Below are 18,494 nucleotides of genomic sequence, written 5' to 3'. Positions count from 1 at the left end.
CATGAGGCTTGTCAAATATGATGGCTTTAACTTTTGTTTCGGAAACAAATTCCGTCATGATGCCATAGTATTGGAGATGGATATTATCTTCGGTGGCGGGATAAAGCTTCTTCCATTTGTACCTACCTGTATCAAAATACAGGCTATCACCATCGGGGCAATTGATATGAGTACCAAACTCATAGGAAGCTTCTGGGAAATGCTCTACACATTCATAAACCATATTGTTTTTGCGAGATATGACCTTTGCGGTCTTTCCGTATGTCTGATCCTCATGCCACTGCAATATTTTTGATTCAAATGCAATGTGTCTTCCAGCATCTGAACTGCTAAATAGAGGGTCGCTTGATTCTATGGTGTTTTCGAGGTCAGAATAGTAACTTATTAAATCATAGTGTTTTTTTCCTTAAAGGACCTTCAGTACCAATCGCTATAGCACCAAGCTCAACTACGCTTAGAATAGCACCTAGTAAGTAGGTAGTAGGCATCAATTGTTGCCAAACAGGAAGCTGTGAAATGTCGAATCCCGACCTCTCGTTACAAAAACATCCTATTGCTGATTTAACTCCAAAAGCCTTGTCGCAGCAGCCCTCGCCTCATTGGTTATATGACGCCCAGCTAACATGCGCGCAATTTCTTCACAGCGTTCTTTTTTTGTCAGAGCCAAGACATGTGTCACCATTCGATCTCTGTCTTCAGATTTGTTCTGTTTATAGATAAGAAGATGCGTGTCAGCACGTGCAGCTACTTGTGGTGCATGTGTAATAACCAGAACCTGAGCCTTTTCTGACAATTGCTTGAGGCGATAACCAATAGCATCTGCAACAGCTCCCCCTACTCCTGAATCCACCTCGTCAAATATTAAAGTTGGCGCCGATCCTCGATCAACCAAAACAATTTTAAGAGCTAGTAAAAGTCGAGAAAGCTCACCACCTGAAGCTAATTTCATTAAAGGACCAGCATTCTCTCCTGAATTCGTTTGAACATAAAACTCCACCTTATCGATTCCTCTAAAAGAGACCTCTTCTGAATCTGATATAATTTTTACCATAAAAATCACATTTTCAAGCTTAAGCGCAGGAAGCTCAACCATAATATTTTTTTCTAAAGATCGTGCGACCTGACGCCGTTTGGAAGAAATATCCTGTGCAGCGATATCATATGCTTCTCGCGCTTCAGAAAGAATCTTCTCAAAAGAAACAAGTTTCTCACTACCAGCCTGAATATCATCCAGATCCGAAACCATTTTCTTCTCTAAATCAGGAAGATCTTCTACAGGAACCGAATATTTGCGACTTACCGCACGCAATGCAAATAATCGTTCTTCAATACTTTCCAACTCTCCAGAATCATATTCAATCTCTGAAAGAGCTTTTTCCATCGCCTGTTGTGCGTTAGATAAATTCTCAAATGCCTCATTCAAAGAAGTAACACAAGAATCCAGAAAACCGGGAAGTTCAGAGCTTTTACGCTCTATTCGCCGTAACATCGATGAAACAACCGAAATCGGCGATGCGGAGCCATTAAGTTCTTCAAAGGCTCCTGCAAGATCACTAGCTATACGCTCCTGCTTTAACATACGTGATCGCTTCTCAGCTAGAACCGTTTCTTCTCCTGGCTGTATATTAATAGATTGCAATTCTTGTATAGAAAAACGCAAAAATTCAATCTCCTGAGAAGAAATCGTTTTTTTTGTCTTATATTCCTGCAATGCATCTACAGATTGACGCCAATTCCGGTATAACACACCAAGATTATGTAAATCCTCGTCAATCCCAGCATATGAATCAAGAATATTTCGATGCCCGCTTACATCAATCAAAGCACGATCTGCATGTTGACTATGATTTTCAACTAAAAGACATCCTGCTGTACGCATAAAACCGACACTCACTAGCTGGTCATTGATATAAGCTTTCGTCCGTCCATCAGAAAACTGGACACGACGAAATACCACATTTCCCTCATGATGAATATTTGCTTCGCAGAGCAAGACTCCTAATGAGTGGTTTTCAGGAATATCAAAGATAGCACTAACCTGTCCTTTTTCTGTACCACGACGGACAAGACCACCATCCCCCCTTCCACCTAAAGCGAGGGAAATAGCATCTAATAAAACAGATTTTCCGGAACCGGTTTCACCACTTAAAACGCATAATCCAGAAGAAAAATCTATATCAAGACTTTCTACCAGTACAATATTACGAATTAAAAGATGAATAAGCATATTCAACGCACAGTTATTTTAAAAAAAATCTCTCCCCGAAAAACATCTCCACAATCACTGACCATAAGATTTCAAAAGTCTTTCAGTAGATTTACGCCAAAATCCTTGAGGATAATTTTTCTTTAGAACGACGGATATATCCGTAGCCTCATTCACCAAGCCAAGCATGAGATATGCCTCTACAAGCCTAGAAAGTGCCTCTTCCACCTGTTCTGTATCAGAATAAGATTCGACAACAACCCGAAACCTCTGAATAGCAGCAAAACATTCCTTGTCTTCAAGATAATAACGTCCTATCTGCATTTCTTTAGCCGCCAGTTGATTTCTTGCAAGTAGAACATAGGACTTAGCTCTATCTACGTACTGAGAATCAGGATATTTTCTGATAAGCTGATCCATATAGTATATTAAAAGTTCCGCAGGCTTCTGATCGTAGGGAACATCGCGAATCTTATTCATGTAGCACATCCCTACAAGGTAATGCATATAATCAGAATCTCTATCTTCAGAATATTGTAAAATATACGCTCTGCCGATATCAGCAGCCTCCGAATACTCCTGCAATCTATACTTCACAAAAGCCGACATAAACCGAGCCTTGCGTCCCAATTCAGACAAAGGAGATGCTTGAATAACTTCCTGAAATTTCTTGTATGCCTGTGCTAATTTTTTAGCTTGGATATATTGCACTCCCTGAGCATATACAATTCTCGGATTAATCTGGATAATATCTATAAACTCTTTGCGCCTACAACTTTCCAAAGGGAAAATCACCGTGAAAAATAACAAAGTCAAAACTAATTTACGCAACAAGAATATCCCACCTTTTTGAAAACAAAAAACCATATTAGAACCCCATTCCAGGTTAATAAGTCAAAGCTATCCTACTATAGATAAACCATCAAGGACGTTTTGATCCAGAAAGCGAAATCAAATACATAGAAAAACTACTCTCAAAAAACAATATCCTCTCTGGAATAGATCTAAATATTTCAGAGATCAAAAGATAAAACAGGGTACGAAACCACGCGAAACGAAAATATTTTCCTCCGTTCAAAGAAAATTATCTTCCACTATTTCATAACTACTGGAATCAGAAAACAAAGAACACAAGGCTAGAAAATTTATTCCATGACCACCTCGCCATGAACGATAACAACCTATAAATTGAGCACCAGCCAATGCCATGTCACCAATAGCATCGACGGTCTTATGCCGCACAAATTCATCTCTAGGATAACGCAATCCCTGAGAATTCATAACCTGATCATCTTCAGAGATTACGACACAATTTTCTAGAGAAGCACCTAATGCATATCCAGATTTTCTATACTTCTCTACATCTCGAAAGAAACCAAATGTCCGAGAAGAACAAAGCTCCTCACGAAAGATTTTCTCTGTAAAATCACCCTCCCATTTCTGATAACCTATTGCAGGAGTGTCAAAATCGATTGCTATTTCAAAACGCGTAGAATTACAAGGAATAAATCCCGCCCAACAACCATTACAACAGACATAAACATCTTTAATGATGCGAATATAACGACGCTTAGCATCAAGCACTGTTATCCCGACACGTTCTATAGCCTCTAAAAATGGAGCCGCACTGCCATCCATAATCGGCACTTCAGATCCACTTGTTTCGACAATAATATTATCAATACCTAAAGCATAAAACGCTGCCATAAGATGCTCTACTGTAGAAACATAATAAGAAGACGCTCTCAAAACAGTACACAGATCAGATCTAACAATATTTGACCAAAAAGCATATAAAGGCTTCGATAAATCATCTGACTGAAAAGGCTTAAATAATATTCCAGTATCTTTTTTTGCAGGAGATAATCTCAAACGCACACGATCTCCTGAATGAATTCCTATACCAGAAATTTCTATCGAATCAGAAATCGTACGTTGAAAACCAAATAGTCCGTCATCCTGAAGTATCTGCATACTAAAACTTCAATCCTCCAACATTGTCTCGTAAAATAAGCCTCTCTTTCTTTATTTGCAAAACCATAAATTCTCTCAATAAAAACGGAAGCTGTTGTTCATAAACAGCTGATTTTTATTAAAAAATACAATATTCCAAATAGACCAATATTTTAATGAGATTGACGACGCAAAAACGCAGGTATATCCAATTGATCCTTTTCACAATGAATAGAAACTTGTGCTCGCGATTGGGTATCCCTCTCAATCTTTCTATAATCCCCTCGCTCAAGAGAAGAAATTCTCTGATCTTTCTCTATGGGCTTGGTATCAGTCTTCACAGGAGAACCTTCCCGAAGACCAAAAGAATGCGCAATACGCCTGAATAATGCCATTGGACCACGATCTTCTACGGATTCTTCTTCCCGAACCAATCGTCCGAATTCACCCACTTCCGGTATCTTTGACATAGAATGTTTTGGATCAGATGATTCCGGAAAAATATCTTCATCTACGGAAGAATCCTCATCCAGATTTTGTGTCGGAAACCTCGCATTAGATTCTTTAAAATCACCTTGTATATCTGGCTCTTTTGCACATAATTTCTGATCAGGAACATTAAAAATCTTTGATTTTCTGAAAGATCTATTTTCAGAATCAAGAAGAGAATTTTCTCCCCTTTTTTCTTTATGCAAATAGCGATCTATACCCGTTGCAACAACAGAAACCCGAATGACACCTTCAAGGGCTTCATCAAAAGTAGCCCCAAGAATGATATTGGCTTCAGGATCAACTTCTTCTCGGATACGAGTAGCAGCTTCATCAACCTCAAATAATGTAAGATCACTTCCCCCGGTAATTGAGATCAACAATCCCTGAGATCCTTTCATAGAAGCTTCATCTAACAATGGATTGGCAACAGCCGCCTCAGCTGCCTGTATACCGCGCCCATGACCAGAAGCCTCACCTGTACCCATCATTGCACGTCCCATTTCACGCATTACCGAACGCACATCTGCAAAATCAAGATTAATCAAACCTTCTTTGATCATAAGATCGGTAATACAGGATACCCCTGAATAAAGAACCTGATCCGCCATGGCAAAAGCATCGGCAAATGTCGTTTTATCATTCGCTATCCGGAATAAATTCTGATTAGGAATCACGATAAGGGTATCGACTGCCTCTTGTAATTCATCGATACCAGATTCTGCCAAACGCATACGACGAGAACCTTCAAAGTGAAACGGCTTGGTTACAACACCAACGGTCAGAATCCCCTTACTACGTGCTATTTCTGCAATAACTGGAGTTGCTCCCGTTCCTGTACCACCACCCATGCCTGCAGTAACAAAACACATATGTGTATTTTCTAAATTTTGCGTAATTTCATCAATACACTCTTCTGCTGCAGCACGACCAACCTCCGGATGAGATCCTGCTCCAAGACCTTCAGTAATCCCAACTCCAAGCTGTATAATACGCTCAGCTTTAGTCATTGTTAGCGCTTGTGCATCCGTATTCGCGACAATAAAATCAACACCTTGGAGCCCCGAAGAAACCATGTTGTTCACGGCATTTCCACCACCTCCTCCTACTCCAAATACAGTTATTCGAGGTCTCAACTCTGTTATATCAACATTTTGGTTCTTTATTGCCATAATGACTCATTCCTTCTCTTGATCTTCCATCGCCCGGAAACGATAATTCCACTCGCCTCATCAAAAATTCAATAAATTCGCCTAAATCAAAAACTCTTTTTTAACCATCTTTCCACTAATGAAACTTTAGTTTTTTTCAATCCATAAGGGAAACAAAATTTTTTGCTGCCAGCAAAATCCATCTCCATGGTTGCTAATTGTGGGTAAACCATCAAACCCACAGCAGTTGAAAAAGCAGCTCCCTTAGCATTCAAAGGCAAACCTGAAATTCCCATAGGTCTCCCCATACGAACATTGGAAGAAAGCATTCGCCTTGCCATCTCTTGTAGACCAGCAAGCTGACTCGCACCACCAGTAAGAACAATACACCTACCAAAAAGAGAACCGAATCCAGAATTTTGAATACGTTCACATATCAATTCTAATGTTTCTTCGACACGCGCACGGACAATGCGCGAAATCATTGCCCTGGAAACCTGAACCGGATTCTCCTGTTCATCATCCCCAAGAGATGGAATAGATAGGATTTCATGTTCATCTGCCGAACTCGAAATTACATTTGCATGAATAACTTTAAGACGTTCAGCATCATCAACGCGTATAGACAATCCGCGTGCCAAATCGTTGGTAACTTGGCATCCTCCTATAGCAATAGAATCAACATAAACTAATTTTCCTGCCTCAAAAATTGCCATAGTTGTCGTAGAACCACCCATATCTATAACAGCACAACCTAGTTCAAATTCATCATCTACAAGAGCAGCTAAACCACTTGCATATGGCGTAGCTACCATACCTTCAACCGAAAGATGCGCACGGTTAACAGCGATCTCTAGATTTTTTATTGCAGCTTGCTCAACCGTAACAACATGAACATCCATTCCAAGATTTTCACCAAACATTGCCAACGGAGATTTTATATCAGGTTTTCCGTCTAATGAATAGTTTGTTGCCATTGAATGTAATACAACGCGACCTTGTCCACACGAGTTTTGGCGAGAATTTTCTATAAGTTTTTGAATATCAGTTGTTTTAACTTCTCTCCATCCCATTTTCATGCCAACAGCATGAGTTGTAGAACCCAAACGCCCACATGAAACATTTACGATAAGACTATCAACCGTTATGCCCGCCATACGTTCAGCAACTTCAACAACTTGACGTATAACCCCTTCTATGGCGATAAGATCAACAATCGCACCCATTTTTACGCCATGCGATTTTTGATATCCAATACCAATAATTTCAATATGATGCGTCCTACCTGGCAAAAGATCAGTAACCTTTTTGGGAACAAGCCTACCAATCAAACACACAACCTTTGTAGAACCAACATCTAACACAGCAATAATGTGCATACGTTTCGACAGCGACTTAGTGTGTCGCGAATTAAGCCGGGATATTTCAAAAATACTCATCTCCCGCGATATCCCCTATCAAAAAATTTTTCACGCAAATTAACGACTTCCTGACGATCTATAAAAGAACTGGCTGTCAAGCGAATGGCAATGCGATCTGGAAGCCTCAAATCAATCGCAGCAATATCCCTTTCCAAAATTTTATATTTATCTTGTACTGCAAGAAGCTTAGATAATGCCGGAACAAAACCCTCTTCTGGTAAATGCACTACTATGCCATTGCGAAGATGTAAATCCCAGCGCCTTTTAGATACCAGAACATAAGCCTTAATAAGGGGTGCAATTTTTGATTTGGCCAAAAATTTTTCAAAAGATTCAACCTCTTTATTCGCACCCTGACCAACTAACATCGGCAAATGAGAGAATTTTCTACCTTTTAGCGGCTCAATAACCTCACCATTTTTTTCTATGAGAAATAATTCTGAATCATGTTGCCATATGACATGAGGCCGACGTTCTGTAAGATGAATTTCGATAGTATCTGGATAAATCTTATGGATTTCAGCACGCGAAACCCAAGGCAATTGCAATAATTTCTTTTGCACAGCTAGGATATCAAAAGCTATCAACGATGTGTCTTTATTAAGACCTAAACGACGAACGACATCTACTTCTGACGTTTCAATATTACCAATAATCCTCACTTTCTCAACCGAAAAACCAGAAATTGAATCCAGTATATCGACAATTAAATGCGTATGTCCACCAACAAACGCCCCGTAAATCCCAATCGTCGAAAAGAAAAGTATGGTAACCAAAATTTCGCAGTAAGGAGGCACAATATTTCCCACAAAGAACCAAAAATTCAGCAAACTCCTCATACCATCCAGACAAGCGGAACATAGCAATGAAATCATCTTAATAAAAAAGGAAAATACCCTGGAAATAATTGTATCATGTTTATCGTTTACCGCGAACATGAAGCCTCCTTCACCATCCAGGACAGAAAGGTTTCAAAAGAATGTCCAGCATATAAAACCATTTCCGGAAAGAGAGAAGTCGGCGTCATACCTGGCTGGGTATTAATTTCCAACCAAAAAATCTTTTGCAATACATTGTCAAAGCGAAAATCTGATCTACTGATGCCCCGACAACCGATGGATTTATGTGCTAAAATAGAAAATCTTTGTATCTGCTCATAAACATCTGATGGAATCTTCGCTGGTAAAATATGCGTAGATCCTAATGTCGAATATTTTTCTTTATAACTGTAAAAATCTGAATTTTTTGGAAGAATCTCAGTAACGACAAGGGCTTCTTCTCCCATAACACCACATGTCAATTCAATGCCATCAACATATTTCTCAACAAGCAATTGATCCCCATAACTCCAATCCGAAGAATCTAAAAAATCCAAGGGGACAGAATCTTCCTCTCTAACAATCAAAATCCCTAGAGAAGATCCTCCTGACAAAGGCTTTATCACATAAGGCGGAGGCATAACATGTTCTTTGCCCATAGTTAAACGATTAACCAGCAACGATGGACAAACCGGAACACCAACACTCGCTACAATCTGCTTGGCTCGTAGCTTATCCATGGACAAAGCCGATGCCAAAACACCTGAGTGTGTATAAGGAACATTCAAATACTCTAATATAGCTTGAATAATGCCATCTTCCCCAAAATTCCCATGCAAGGCATTAAAGGCGACATCTGGTCTAAGATCAGAAATAACAGTTGCTACCGAACGATCAACATCTATTTGGCTTACTTTAAAGCCTTGAGATTCAAGAACAGCAGAACAGACCTCACCGGAAGAAAGACTTATATCTCTCTCTGGAGAAAATCCCCCCTTTAATACAGCTATGTGCCTATTTTTCATTATTATTGCCCAAACTATAACAACTGTACACCGTGCAGAAGAACCCAATAATATCCTAAAAATTAACCTCGTTTATAAATACATTAAGGTTAACGAATCGTTCATTTTTCTTAATTTTTCTGGAAAAATTATTGCTTTTAAAAATATTTCAATGCAACGGCATAGGCAATTTTTATAGAATAGCTTATAAATACCCAAAGAATATTTTATATCCTTTGATAAATATTGATATCAATTTTGAAGAAACATCCTAAGCAAAAGCCCTAAATTTAGAGCATATATGCCAACTTTTCTCTATTTTTCAAATGATGAGGAAGCATATTATAGCATGTTCCACGCAATACTTATCCTAACTACCAGAACAAAATTCGCCCACTTATTTAAATTTATCTGCAATAAGAATTGTTAAGCTGCAAACCATTTCTATCTTATATAAAACAAGTATTTTTAACTTTTGAATGGCGATATATTTACCAAAGTATATAAGATATTAACATGACTGATACCCAGCATGCCATCCATAACCGGATAAGTTGTTTAGAAATTATTCAACAATACATCTGATCGATAAATATAAAGAATCATAGATCTAAATGCTTAATTGGTGCCGCCTATCCTGATGACTAGAGAGGCATTTGGTTAGATATCAAACACATCAAGATAGACGAGCAAGGTATTCGTAATATACAAAACTTGTGTAAAACATATCCCTTCTACAAAAACGCATATTCCAAATCCAAAAAAAATTCAAAATAATCCTAGCAACTTTACTTTATACTTTGATTGATAAAGACTCATTCAATATTTTATCAGATTCTGTATAACTATCATAATATCAAACAGAGTTTCTTCGTAATCAACCTTAGCCTAACCCAAAGATGCCAAGGAATAAATCCAGCAACAACGCCGAAAGATAAAGGAATAAGTCCAAAAATACCGGCAAGAAATAGCAGAGCTGAATTCCATTTTAAGCAATATAAATGCACCATATTTATATTATCAAAAAGATATGGGAAATACGCAATATAACATTCAAAAACGGCATAATATACACATCCTCATTTCTGTATATTACAATTTTCCTCATCTACTGATATCAGAACTAACTTCACCACGATTGGATTGGGGGAACTAAAAACATAAAACCAAACCCAGAGCAAAACTATGAATACAATATATTGTTTCAGAAAATTGGCACTGATCCTCGGCGAATAAAGGATCGATTTAACTCATTAAAACCTCAGGAATAATAGCGGTTACATCAGGAATTTCTCGGAACTTTTGAAAAAGAAGAAAGATCCGCAGAGGATTCCATCCTAGAAAAAAGAGTTTTTCAGAGCTTCTTAAGAAGTTTGACCTTCTTCGAAACATATTTTCCAAACCTTTCATCGCATTACGTTGCAAGTTAATAGGATTTTTTTCGTGACATATACAGATTATGTCAAAGAAAGAAGGATGTATTAAGAAAGAACAAGACCTCTATATTATTCAAGATTTTTCATCATATTATCAAGATAAATAACTGGCTCTGCTATCCCATTTCTTCAACGAGATAACGCAAAATCAAGATATACGGTCACATCATAATAAAAGTTTCAAACGGAGGAAATTTACCAGCAATACCAATCATTTTAGAGGACCCAGCATTAACAACATTCTCCATAATGCTACTATCCCCATTTTTGGGATATATATCGACTTCTGGAGAAAACATCATATCTCTCATCGCCATATCTTTCATTGCATAAACAAATCAATTGAGTGATTAAAAAATCCGCTATTGGGATAATGCATGAGACAAGACAAGAGACATAATGCCATCAACGCCTAAGATAAATTAATTGTCATTTCTTTTAAACCTGTTCCTCATTCTATTTTCGGCGATAACTTTTCTGATCTCAAAGAAAACAAACTCGTTATCCGTCTTCAACCTAATGGTGGGATAAAACAACTTCTCATGACCAAAGATCCTGGAACCAGTGACATATCATTTAAATAAATTTCGCTTAATGTCTGTTTTGCTGAAACTTTTAAAGTCCGTAATCCTGATGGCTATGAACGCCTAATGATGGACGTTATACGTGCCAACCAAACACTTTTTATGCGTTATGATGAAGTTGAAGAAGCCTGGCGATGAGCGGATTCTATTTTATAAAGTTGGCAAAATATCAAACAAAAAGTCGAAAATTAAATATCAGCTAAAATGGTAGCACTCAACATAAATACTCGTGGAAATCAAACTAAAAATAGCCTTATATTACTTGATTGAGTACCATTAAAATCGACTTGATTTCCATTGTTTTGCATCGCTGAATATCGAAGAAACCCGTTTAAAATAACGAAACATGAAAGACACGAAACGTGATTTTCTCCTTAAAAAAGTATTAGATGAATATTTATCATCACCGAATAACCACGTTTCTTTGATCATGGATATTATATCGTCTGAAATCATGGTTATGACGATAATGATACCGGCGTTCTTGTAGAGAAATATTCTGCTTTTTACGTCCTTATCTTCCAATCTCGTTTCTAGAGTAATTCCGCATGAAATCGTCTGGATATCCACGATGGATGGCATCAAAAATCAATCATATCTAGTTTACAGAGCTGGACAAGAATCCTCAAAACCACATAAAAAGCATATATCAATATTCTCAATATCATCAACGAACCATTGATTTTAATGGTTCGATACCCTCGCTTATAGTGTTCTTTTAGATTATTGCTCACCCATTTGGTTTCAGCCCTAGATTAAGAACATTAAGGAGAATATACCCATAAAATGAGTATGGTTCGTTGAGATCACCACAAGCAAAAACTGATATCAAATAGAATGACTACACTTGATACAGGAATAGGGAAGAATGGATTTTATATTGGTAAACTACGATATCATAAAATTATCATTGTGATTCATTCTGATGTTGATAGAGCTCTTTGCACCCTTCTTTTAACGTTTTTTTCAGGCAGATACCCTGAGTTGATTACAAATAGGCACTTATATATCGCACGACCGCCTTTATATGGCATAAAGCTTGAAAGCAAGAATGTCTGAGATAAAATCAAGAACCGAATAACGCCGATTGTTTTGAATACATTAAACGTTCTGGGATACGTAACGTGCAAATATACAGAGGCTCAGAGAGCACTGATTTATGCAGAAACAAAGAGAAAACAAGAAATCAATGAGCTAGGAATTATTATAGCTATGAGGGCGATATTTAATTCTATTGGCCTGTTGGAAAGCAAGAGGAAAATCCTTACGCATGATCGACTCAAATACCATCAAGCTTTTCATTCACATCCACTCTGAGGTTCGCAAACGCTTTAGTCATGTCACGGATGCTTGAATCAACTTTACTATCTAGCTTATCGTCATGTTTCTCAAGACTAGCGATTCGATATTCTTCTATCGTTTGTTTATCGCTCATGATTTTTTTCGATTCATTTCTTATTCGTTTTTCTTCTATTGAAAATATTTTTCGTAGTAAGAGAGAGAACTAAACAATCATTGTTAATTTCTTTGCTGTGTTGTTGCGGACTACACAATATCGTCATAGCGCTTACTACAAGCTGAAAGCATTTATGTTTTTTTGAGGATAAATCTCAATATCGTTTTTTACGATTGGTAAATATAGGTGATACTTTATATGTTTCACATCCTGACGCTGTCTTCTGCAAGGAAGTATAATCTTCTTGAGCCAGGAACTTATCAATATTATCAGGAAAATAAAGAGAGCTCATCTCTAGTTCTCACCTTTCGTTTGACGCGCTTCGGCTTCTTTGACCATCTGTTCTACTATGCTTTCTCGACTCTCCATAATTTCCAAATTTTTCTTTAATTACTCTAATCCTTTCATATGCCCTATTCTGGTCAGAAGAATAGTTTTGACAAAATTTTGCATAACTCTATTTCTATTCATTTGACGGCTTAGTATTCTTTCATAATATTCATCAAAAATAAGCTCATCGGAGTGGGTAGTAATGCCTTCCTCCTTAAGAATAAAATCGATCAATTTTATAGAAAGCATTAAGGAATACGCCAAAGTTTCATTCGAATCCGCCATCTCTTTTATAGCAAGGTATAAATATAAAGATTCCCACCCTGATAAATCTTCTGGAGGGAAGGCATCCATAACTTTTTTAAAGTCTTCTAGTGTTTCAATACGGAATTTCTTTAGATCATCAATATTTCCAGCATCTTTCATTATATGCTTCTCCCCACCCCTATACATACGCTTAAGTAACTATAAGCATGGTCATACTTCACGTGATCCGTTTTTATAAGGAGACATCAAAACGATTGCATGTCAAAACGGAGGATATCATATTTCAAAATAAAAATGAAAACGGCAGGGTATACCACCACCCAAACGATCGTTGTTAATGGACGCATTAAATCGTTAAAGCCAATAATCCATTCTATCTTGGTCTTCGGCTTCATAGATTCAAGCTTGTCCATCTTTAATGGTGCATCAGATTCAAGTTCTTTAATGTTGAGTTGTGTATCTACGTGTAGCTGAGCCATAGCCATATCGTGTTTTTGTCTAGCCTTCGTTTCGTATAGGCTAAAGAGACTTTCGGCTATGAACGGGAAAAATCGTAGTAGAAACTTAGAAACACTGCCAGTGATGAAAGAAGATATCATTTGTGAAACCAATTCTTGATGTTAGTGATGCTGTAGATGATGGCTGTTATCGATCCGACATAAATTGAAATGTTTTTTAATGAATGCAAAAACCACCTTAGCCCTTGAGAAAAGTCTAACAGTTCATCCAGACCTCTTTGCTATTTCTCATCTCTGATCTTTTGGTTTTCAGCTCTCACCCTTGAATCTTCGATGTGTTTGTCTATCTTATCCAATCTTGAGGATTGGCGTCCATTTCTCATTCTTGATTCTTCAATGTGCTTGGCTAAGAGCTTATTTTCAGCATTAAACTCTTTACGGGTTACGTCTTTTTCTGTCTTCTTAATCATCAATCACTTCCCGTCCTTTTAATTCTCGCCTCTGTCAGTTTCTGCAGTAGAACGTCAACAACCGTGAGCTTCTGGTTAATAGCCTGAAGATCAATGAGATTGTCTTGAAGCGTAGAGGAACTAACGGTTCTTAAAATAATAGCATCCGTGTCTATGACTTTTTGAAACCATCCAGTACGGTTAGAGTAAGTAGCGTAGGCGTTATACCCTACGCAAAGCCAAGTGTTGGACGTCTCCCTCTCATTTAGATATCTGTTACTACCCAATCCAGCATGCATTCCAGAGGGTAGAAAGCTAGACAAAGATCCTAAGACTATTCACGACTGGAACTCTGGAAAAATCCCTATCCTCTTTGCTCATCCTGCATCATGCGGGCATGGCTTAAACCTACAGCATGGCGGAAATATCTTAGTGTTCTTCTCTTTGTGGTGGGATCTGGAAACGCATCAACAAATGATTGAGCGTTTAGGCGTCACCCGTCAACGCCAATCGGGATACAACCGCCCCGTCTACATCTATTCCATTGTGGCCAAAGACACCATCGACGAACTCGTGGAAGTGAGGCTTAAGACCAAAGCCAGTGTGCAAGACATACTTTTAACATCATTAAAGGAGGCGTCATGAGCAGAGACGAAAATGCAAAAGATTTTAAATATCGAATACACAACGTCGCCAATGAAGACTTGTACAGGGTTCAAAAGGCAGAAACCAAGTTCTTAAAAGTGAGCGAAAAACAGCTTTTTGCCATACTGAAAAAGTCGACACCCATATCGGAATTAACTGAAACAGAAGCCATGGTTGATCTTGAGTATCTCACTCTCATCTGTCTGCATCACCGCAGGGCGTATTACAGGTGTGGGATATTAAAGCTGGAATTAGAAAGTGATTGCACCTACGATTTGGTGGAAGAAAGGGCATTGGAAATTCAGGAAAGATTTCCCCATTTAGCCCCTTCTCCTAGTCTTCTTGATGCGGCGGAGTATTAATCATGAGACACATATTCGTTTTAATTGGCAAATCAAGCGTTGGAAAAACAACCATCGCTAAACGTGTTATAGAGGACAAATCCCTCGGATTGTTGACGCCGAGAGGGGCTACCACAAGAGCACCAAGGAGGAAAGAGAAAGTCGGAATTGATTACGATTTTATCGATCTTGAAGTGTTCAAAAGGTGTGAAGATTCGCATTTTTTCCTAGAAACCATCACCTACAAGGGTCACCGATATGGGTTTCTGAAAGACAGAATAGAGAGTGGTATTGCGTCAATTAAAGATCTTCTGATCATTCTAACGACTGAGGGATACAGATCGTTTAAAGCGTTTTTCAAAGATCGTCCAGATGCAACAGTGACACCTATTATCATCCATCCTCCATCAGAAGAAGAACGCTTAGAGAACCTAAAGCGAAGAGGATCTGAAGCCAATGAAGACGATGAAATTGATGTGACAGGCTATAACGGCTGGTCTGTTTGCAACTACGATTTAGAGACATCTGTCAGACAATTAAAGAAAATCATAAAGGAGGTACGATCAATCATGAGCAACAAAGGACGCATTGATCTAAGATCCGTGGCAAGAATCTCAAAAGAAAACAAAATCCGTATCGAGATAGAAAGAGAAGGCACGATCTATAGGTTTGAGCCTTTTAAAACCAGAGGGGAAAAAGCCAAAGTTGCAGATGACGGGCTTAATCCTTTAGGGCTTTAAATGAACAAGAACGCCAAACTACCGCATGTGGTTAGAGAACGCACACGACACGGAAAGGTCATTATACTATTTTAGGAAAGGCAAAGGCGAGAGAATACGTCTTCCTATTCCTAGTGACCCGCAGTTCATGGCTTGTTATATTTCCGCTTTGTCAGGTGAGGTTTTAGAACAACATTATATAAAACCACAAAAACAAGAGCCACAAACTATGAGGTGGTTGATAGAGAAATACCGACAAAGTGGTCATTGGGCAAGTTTAGCACTAAATACCAGAAAAAGAATTGATCACGACTTGGATAAGATCATTCAAAAATCAGGAGACTTCGATTACAAGAAGATCACTGCAAAACATGTTCGTTTAGGGATTGAATCCAGAAAGCATATTCCTGCTAGTGCTGTTTTGTTTCTTTCTTCTATTCGTGGTTTGTTTAATTGGGCAGTTAAGCAAGAATATCTTAAAGAAAATCCATGCACTGGAATAGAAAAACCATCTTATAAGTCCGATGGGTTAACGCCATGGACGAAAGAAGATATGCGGTTATTCAGGGGCTACTGGGCAGAGGGAACATTACCCCGATTAGCTTTTGAATTCTTTCTGTATACGGGTCTTCGATGTTCTGATGCTTGTAGAGCGAGTCCTCAACATTTTAAAGGCAATGTTTTTTCAATCAAAACACAAAAGGTAGGAACGACTATAACCGTAGAGCTTCCTGATTATTTCATGGACCTTCTTAAAATAACACCTACAGGAAAAGACACATTTTTTATATCTACAGCCCAGAATTTAAGTCAATGGTTTAGAGACAAATCGAGACAGGCAGGAATAAAAAAATCCGCTCATGGCATCAGAAAACTATCTGCCATTCTTTCCGTTGAATCAGGAGCGACCTCACACGATTTAATGGCTACGTATGGCTGGAAAAGTCTATCACAAGCAGAAGCGTATACCAAAGGAGCAGACCGCATAAATCTAGGTATTAAGACATCTAGACGTATGGCTGATTCTCTTGCTATTCCCGAACCTAACAAAAAAATAAGGATCAAGAAGGATAATATGACGTTAAATCAAATACTTAAACAAAATCTTAGCCTTTCTAATAAAAAGTAGATAGTCTTTCCGATAAGATAGCAAATTTCCGTATTGAGATGCATGGGATGTTGCGGAAGATATCGTCTATAATTGTGGTCGCAATGACAATTCTTAAATGGATATACAGATAGTTTTAATCCCTCTTCCTCACGATACCATCTGTATACCAAAATTCCCCATAGAAGTTATTAGGTTATCCATCCTTTATAGGCTCTAACCATTTAACAGCAATCCCGCCTCAACTTCTCTTCTGACCACAAGCCCATTAAGCCTCTTTCCTCCAGCAAAAACCCATTTTCGTATTTCAATTGATGCATTTTCCCAGTCTTGAGCATCAACGCGTTTGCGCAATGTGCTATTCCGATATGCTCCAATGCCAAGATTAAAGACAAAATCTCCAATAGCTGATATGCGGTTTTCACCAGAGAATGGCAAAGATAGGAGATACTCTAAAAACTAGGAACAGGCACTGCGTAACGTCTTGTCTAAGAAGTTATTCCGCCTTCTCTTCTGATATTTCCATACCCTCACGAATATCAGATCCTGCATATCCATAACCAATAGTCAAAACCCTATCAGGACATCAATATACTGTTATATTCAGTCCCTCAAAACTTTTTATCAATTTAAAAATCAATTGTAGACTAATAAAAAAATCAATTTCTAATTATTAGACATTTTATTTCTAATGTTTTTCAATATGGCACAATATATTTTATTAATTTATCAAAAAGAAGCCCCTTATTATGATATCAAAAAACAGAGCATTAACTTACATACTATTATTATCAACTATATTGTTAAACGGCTGTGATTGGTTAGACTCTGAATTCCGTACCCGTAAGACGACAGCCCAAGAAATAGCAAAAAAAATCTTTTCTAGAGTATATACAAGCGAATTAAAAATACCTGCGGTGCCTGAGACAAACCCTGTTTTTGCTCCTATTATGGACACTGTTATAGAACTAGCAAAAGATCCGAAAACAAAAAATAATCTACAAGATACACTATCAAAACTGGATTTGCCTTCTCTTAAGAACCTTAGAGATTCCTTGAGGAATATCAATATTGCTGAAGACGTTTTGAAATCACGAAGTATATATTATGCAGACCGAGACAATCTCATAAAAAAGAATAAAGCCTCAGAAGATTTTATCCGTGCGAAAGCCATAGATACTGCAAAAGTCACAGTGTGTGGAGTTATAGAACAGTGGCTTTTAGATAAAAGATCAGTAAAAAGCAACTGCGGATTTAAAATTTAAAATCAGTAAAAAAGCACTCATCACCGTTTTCGTTTATACTAAAGCAAGCTGTGTGTATCACCCTTGTCATTTTTTGACATCTATCCTGCCCTAAAGACAAGGATTCCTACTACATTCACAGACTATGGTCTTTTGAATTATTTCGGCGGAGTTCTTTCTTCAGAAGATAGCTTAATTGTGCTGAGGTTTTCTACACAGGAAAAATACCTCATGCCCCCAAATAATATGGGCACTAGTTTATGAATCAGAATTTTCAGTATATCTGCACTTCTGACACACGAATTCATTTTGGGATGGGGTTTCTAATACTAGAAACCCAATAAAAATTAAAAATCCAGCGGAAATGATAAGCCGTTACAATCCATTGAATGACCATTTTAAAACGAAACCTACC

19 protein-coding genes and 2 pseudogenes are annotated in these 18,494 nt (G+C 37.9%); 8 read left to right on the top strand and 13 right to left on the bottom strand.

The genetic code is table 11. The annotated features are described in order from the left end of the window. Positions 1-295: hypothetical protein (locus H0G72_RS06140; protein ID WP_220456106.1), on the top strand; the 295-nt coding region annotated here is incomplete at its 5' end. Between the two features lie 255 nt (positions 296-550). Here H0G72_RS06140 and recN read toward each other — a convergent pair. The 8 genes from recN to H0G72_RS04045 form a co-directional block, all read right to left on the bottom strand. Further along, on the bottom strand, positions 551-2,227 hold the full coding sequence (gene recN, locus H0G72_RS04080) for a DNA repair protein RecN (RefSeq protein WP_182017508.1): 1,677 nt from the start codon (positions 2,225-2,227) through the stop codon (positions 551-553). Between the two features lie 54 nt (positions 2,228-2,281). Further along, complete coding sequence (locus H0G72_RS04075) at positions 2,282-3,037, bottom strand: outer membrane protein assembly factor BamD (RefSeq protein ID WP_182017507.1); 756 nt, start codon at positions 3,035-3,037, stop codon at positions 2,282-2,284. Between the two features lie 243 nt (positions 3,038-3,280). Beyond that, the gene (gene lpxC / locus H0G72_RS04070) at positions 3,281-4,180 is read right to left on the bottom strand and encodes a UDP-3-O-acyl-N-acetylglucosamine deacetylase (protein ID WP_182017506.1); all 900 of its coding nucleotides are present in this window, start codon (positions 4,178-4,180) and stop codon (positions 3,281-3,283) included. A gap of 152 nt (positions 4,181-4,332) precedes the next feature. After that, complete coding sequence (ftsZ, locus tag H0G72_RS04065) at positions 4,333-5,820, bottom strand: cell division protein FtsZ (protein WP_182017505.1); 1,488 nt, start codon at positions 5,818-5,820, stop codon at positions 4,333-4,335. A gap of 86 nt (positions 5,821-5,906) precedes the next feature. Continuing rightward, positions 5,907-7,238, bottom strand: a complete 1,332-nt coding sequence (gene ftsA / locus H0G72_RS04060; RefSeq protein WP_182017504.1) for a cell division protein FtsA — start codon at positions 7,236-7,238, stop codon at positions 5,907-5,909. Then, complete coding sequence (locus tag H0G72_RS04055; RefSeq protein ID WP_310649487.1) at positions 7,235-8,017, bottom strand: cell division protein FtsQ/DivIB; 783 nt, start codon at positions 8,015-8,017, stop codon at positions 7,235-7,237. The genes ftsA and H0G72_RS04055 overlap by 4 nt, the downstream gene beginning before the upstream one ends. Positions 8,018-8,145: 128 nt before the next feature. Continuing rightward, positions 8,146-9,063: a D-alanine--D-alanine ligase gene (locus H0G72_RS04050; protein WP_182017502.1), complete on the bottom strand. Its 918-nt coding sequence runs from the start codon at positions 9,061-9,063 to the stop codon at positions 8,146-8,148. A gap of 1,576 nt (positions 9,064-10,639) precedes the next feature. Next, the gene (locus H0G72_RS04045; RefSeq protein ID WP_182017501.1) at positions 10,640-10,780 is read right to left on the bottom strand and encodes a hypothetical protein; all 141 of its coding nucleotides are present in this window, start codon (positions 10,778-10,780) and stop codon (positions 10,640-10,642) included. A 123-nt stretch (positions 10,781-10,903) separates the two neighbouring features. On the opposite strand from H0G72_RS04045, the pseudogene H0G72_RS04040 reads away from it, so the two are divergent. Next, positions 10,904-11,197 (top strand): annotated as a pseudogene (locus H0G72_RS04040) (glucose-6-phosphate dehydrogenase); the annotation flags it as partial. A 705-nt stretch (positions 11,198-11,902) separates the two neighbouring features. Next, positions 11,903-12,097, top strand: a pseudogene (locus tag H0G72_RS06270) (hypothetical protein); the annotation flags it as partial. A gap of 244 nt (positions 12,098-12,341) precedes the next feature. Here the strand turns inward: H0G72_RS06270 and H0G72_RS04035 are convergent. From H0G72_RS04035 to H0G72_RS04020, 4 genes are all read right to left on the bottom strand, one after another. Continuing rightward, positions 12,342-12,497: a hypothetical protein gene (locus H0G72_RS04035; protein ID WP_182017500.1), complete on the bottom strand. Its 156-nt coding sequence runs from the start codon at positions 12,495-12,497 to the stop codon at positions 12,342-12,344. 411 nt (positions 12,498-12,908) lie between these two features. After that, positions 12,909-13,274, bottom strand: a complete 366-nt coding sequence (locus H0G72_RS04030; RefSeq protein ID WP_182017499.1) for a hypothetical protein — start codon at positions 13,272-13,274, stop codon at positions 12,909-12,911. A gap of 86 nt (positions 13,275-13,360) precedes the next feature. Further along, positions 13,361-13,714, bottom strand: coding sequence for a hypothetical protein (locus H0G72_RS04025; protein ID WP_182017498.1), 354 nt, complete (start codon positions 13,712-13,714; stop codon positions 13,361-13,363). 140 nt (positions 13,715-13,854) lie between these two features. Continuing rightward, positions 13,855-14,043 carry a hypothetical protein gene (locus H0G72_RS04020; RefSeq protein WP_182017497.1) on the bottom strand — a complete coding sequence of 63 codons (189 nt, stop codon included), beginning with the start codon at positions 14,041-14,043 and terminating at the stop codon, positions 13,855-13,857. A gap of 225 nt (positions 14,044-14,268) precedes the next feature. Between H0G72_RS04020 and H0G72_RS04015 the strand changes: the two genes are divergently transcribed. Genes H0G72_RS04015 through H0G72_RS04000 form a run of 4 tightly spaced genes read left to right on the top strand, consistent with a single transcriptional unit; the run spans position 14,269 to position 16,856 of the window. Then, on the top strand, positions 14,269-14,667 hold the full coding sequence (locus tag H0G72_RS04015; RefSeq protein WP_259345132.1) for a hypothetical protein: 399 nt from the start codon (positions 14,269-14,271) through the stop codon (positions 14,665-14,667). Beyond that, positions 14,664-15,029, top strand: coding sequence for a hypothetical protein (locus tag H0G72_RS04010; RefSeq protein ID WP_182017496.1), 366 nt, complete (start codon positions 14,664-14,666; stop codon positions 15,027-15,029). The genes H0G72_RS04015 and H0G72_RS04010 overlap by 4 nt, the downstream gene beginning before the upstream one ends. Before the next feature lie 2 nt (positions 15,030-15,031). Beyond that, complete coding sequence (locus tag H0G72_RS04005; RefSeq protein WP_182017495.1) at positions 15,032-15,748, top strand: guanylate kinase; 717 nt, start codon at positions 15,032-15,034, stop codon at positions 15,746-15,748. 25 nt (positions 15,749-15,773) lie between these two features. Beyond that, positions 15,774-16,856, top strand: coding sequence for a tyrosine-type recombinase/integrase (locus H0G72_RS04000; protein WP_259345131.1), 1,083 nt, complete (start codon positions 15,774-15,776; stop codon positions 16,854-16,856). A 195-nt stretch (positions 16,857-17,051) separates the two neighbouring features. On the opposite strand, the gene H0G72_RS06265 is transcribed toward H0G72_RS04000, so the two are convergent. Beyond that, the gene (locus H0G72_RS06265) at positions 17,052-17,273 is read right to left on the bottom strand and encodes a lysozyme (RefSeq protein ID WP_259345130.1); all 222 of its coding nucleotides are present in this window, start codon (positions 17,271-17,273) and stop codon (positions 17,052-17,054) included. Between the two features lie 311 nt (positions 17,274-17,584). Between H0G72_RS06265 and H0G72_RS03990 the strand changes: the two genes are divergently transcribed. Continuing rightward, positions 17,585-18,100 carry a hypothetical protein gene (locus H0G72_RS03990; RefSeq protein ID WP_182017494.1) on the top strand — a complete coding sequence of 172 codons (516 nt, stop codon included), beginning with the start codon at positions 17,585-17,587 and terminating at the stop codon, positions 18,098-18,100. Positions 18,101-18,494: the final 394 nt, after the last annotated feature.

It is taken from the genome of Candidatus Liberibacter sp., assembly GCF_014048425.1.
In the GTDB taxonomy this organism is placed as follows: domain Bacteria; phylum Pseudomonadota; class Alphaproteobacteria; order Rhizobiales; family Rhizobiaceae; genus Liberibacter.
Note: the sequence above shows the minus strand (reverse complement) of the source record. Positions and strands in the feature narration are given on the sequence as shown.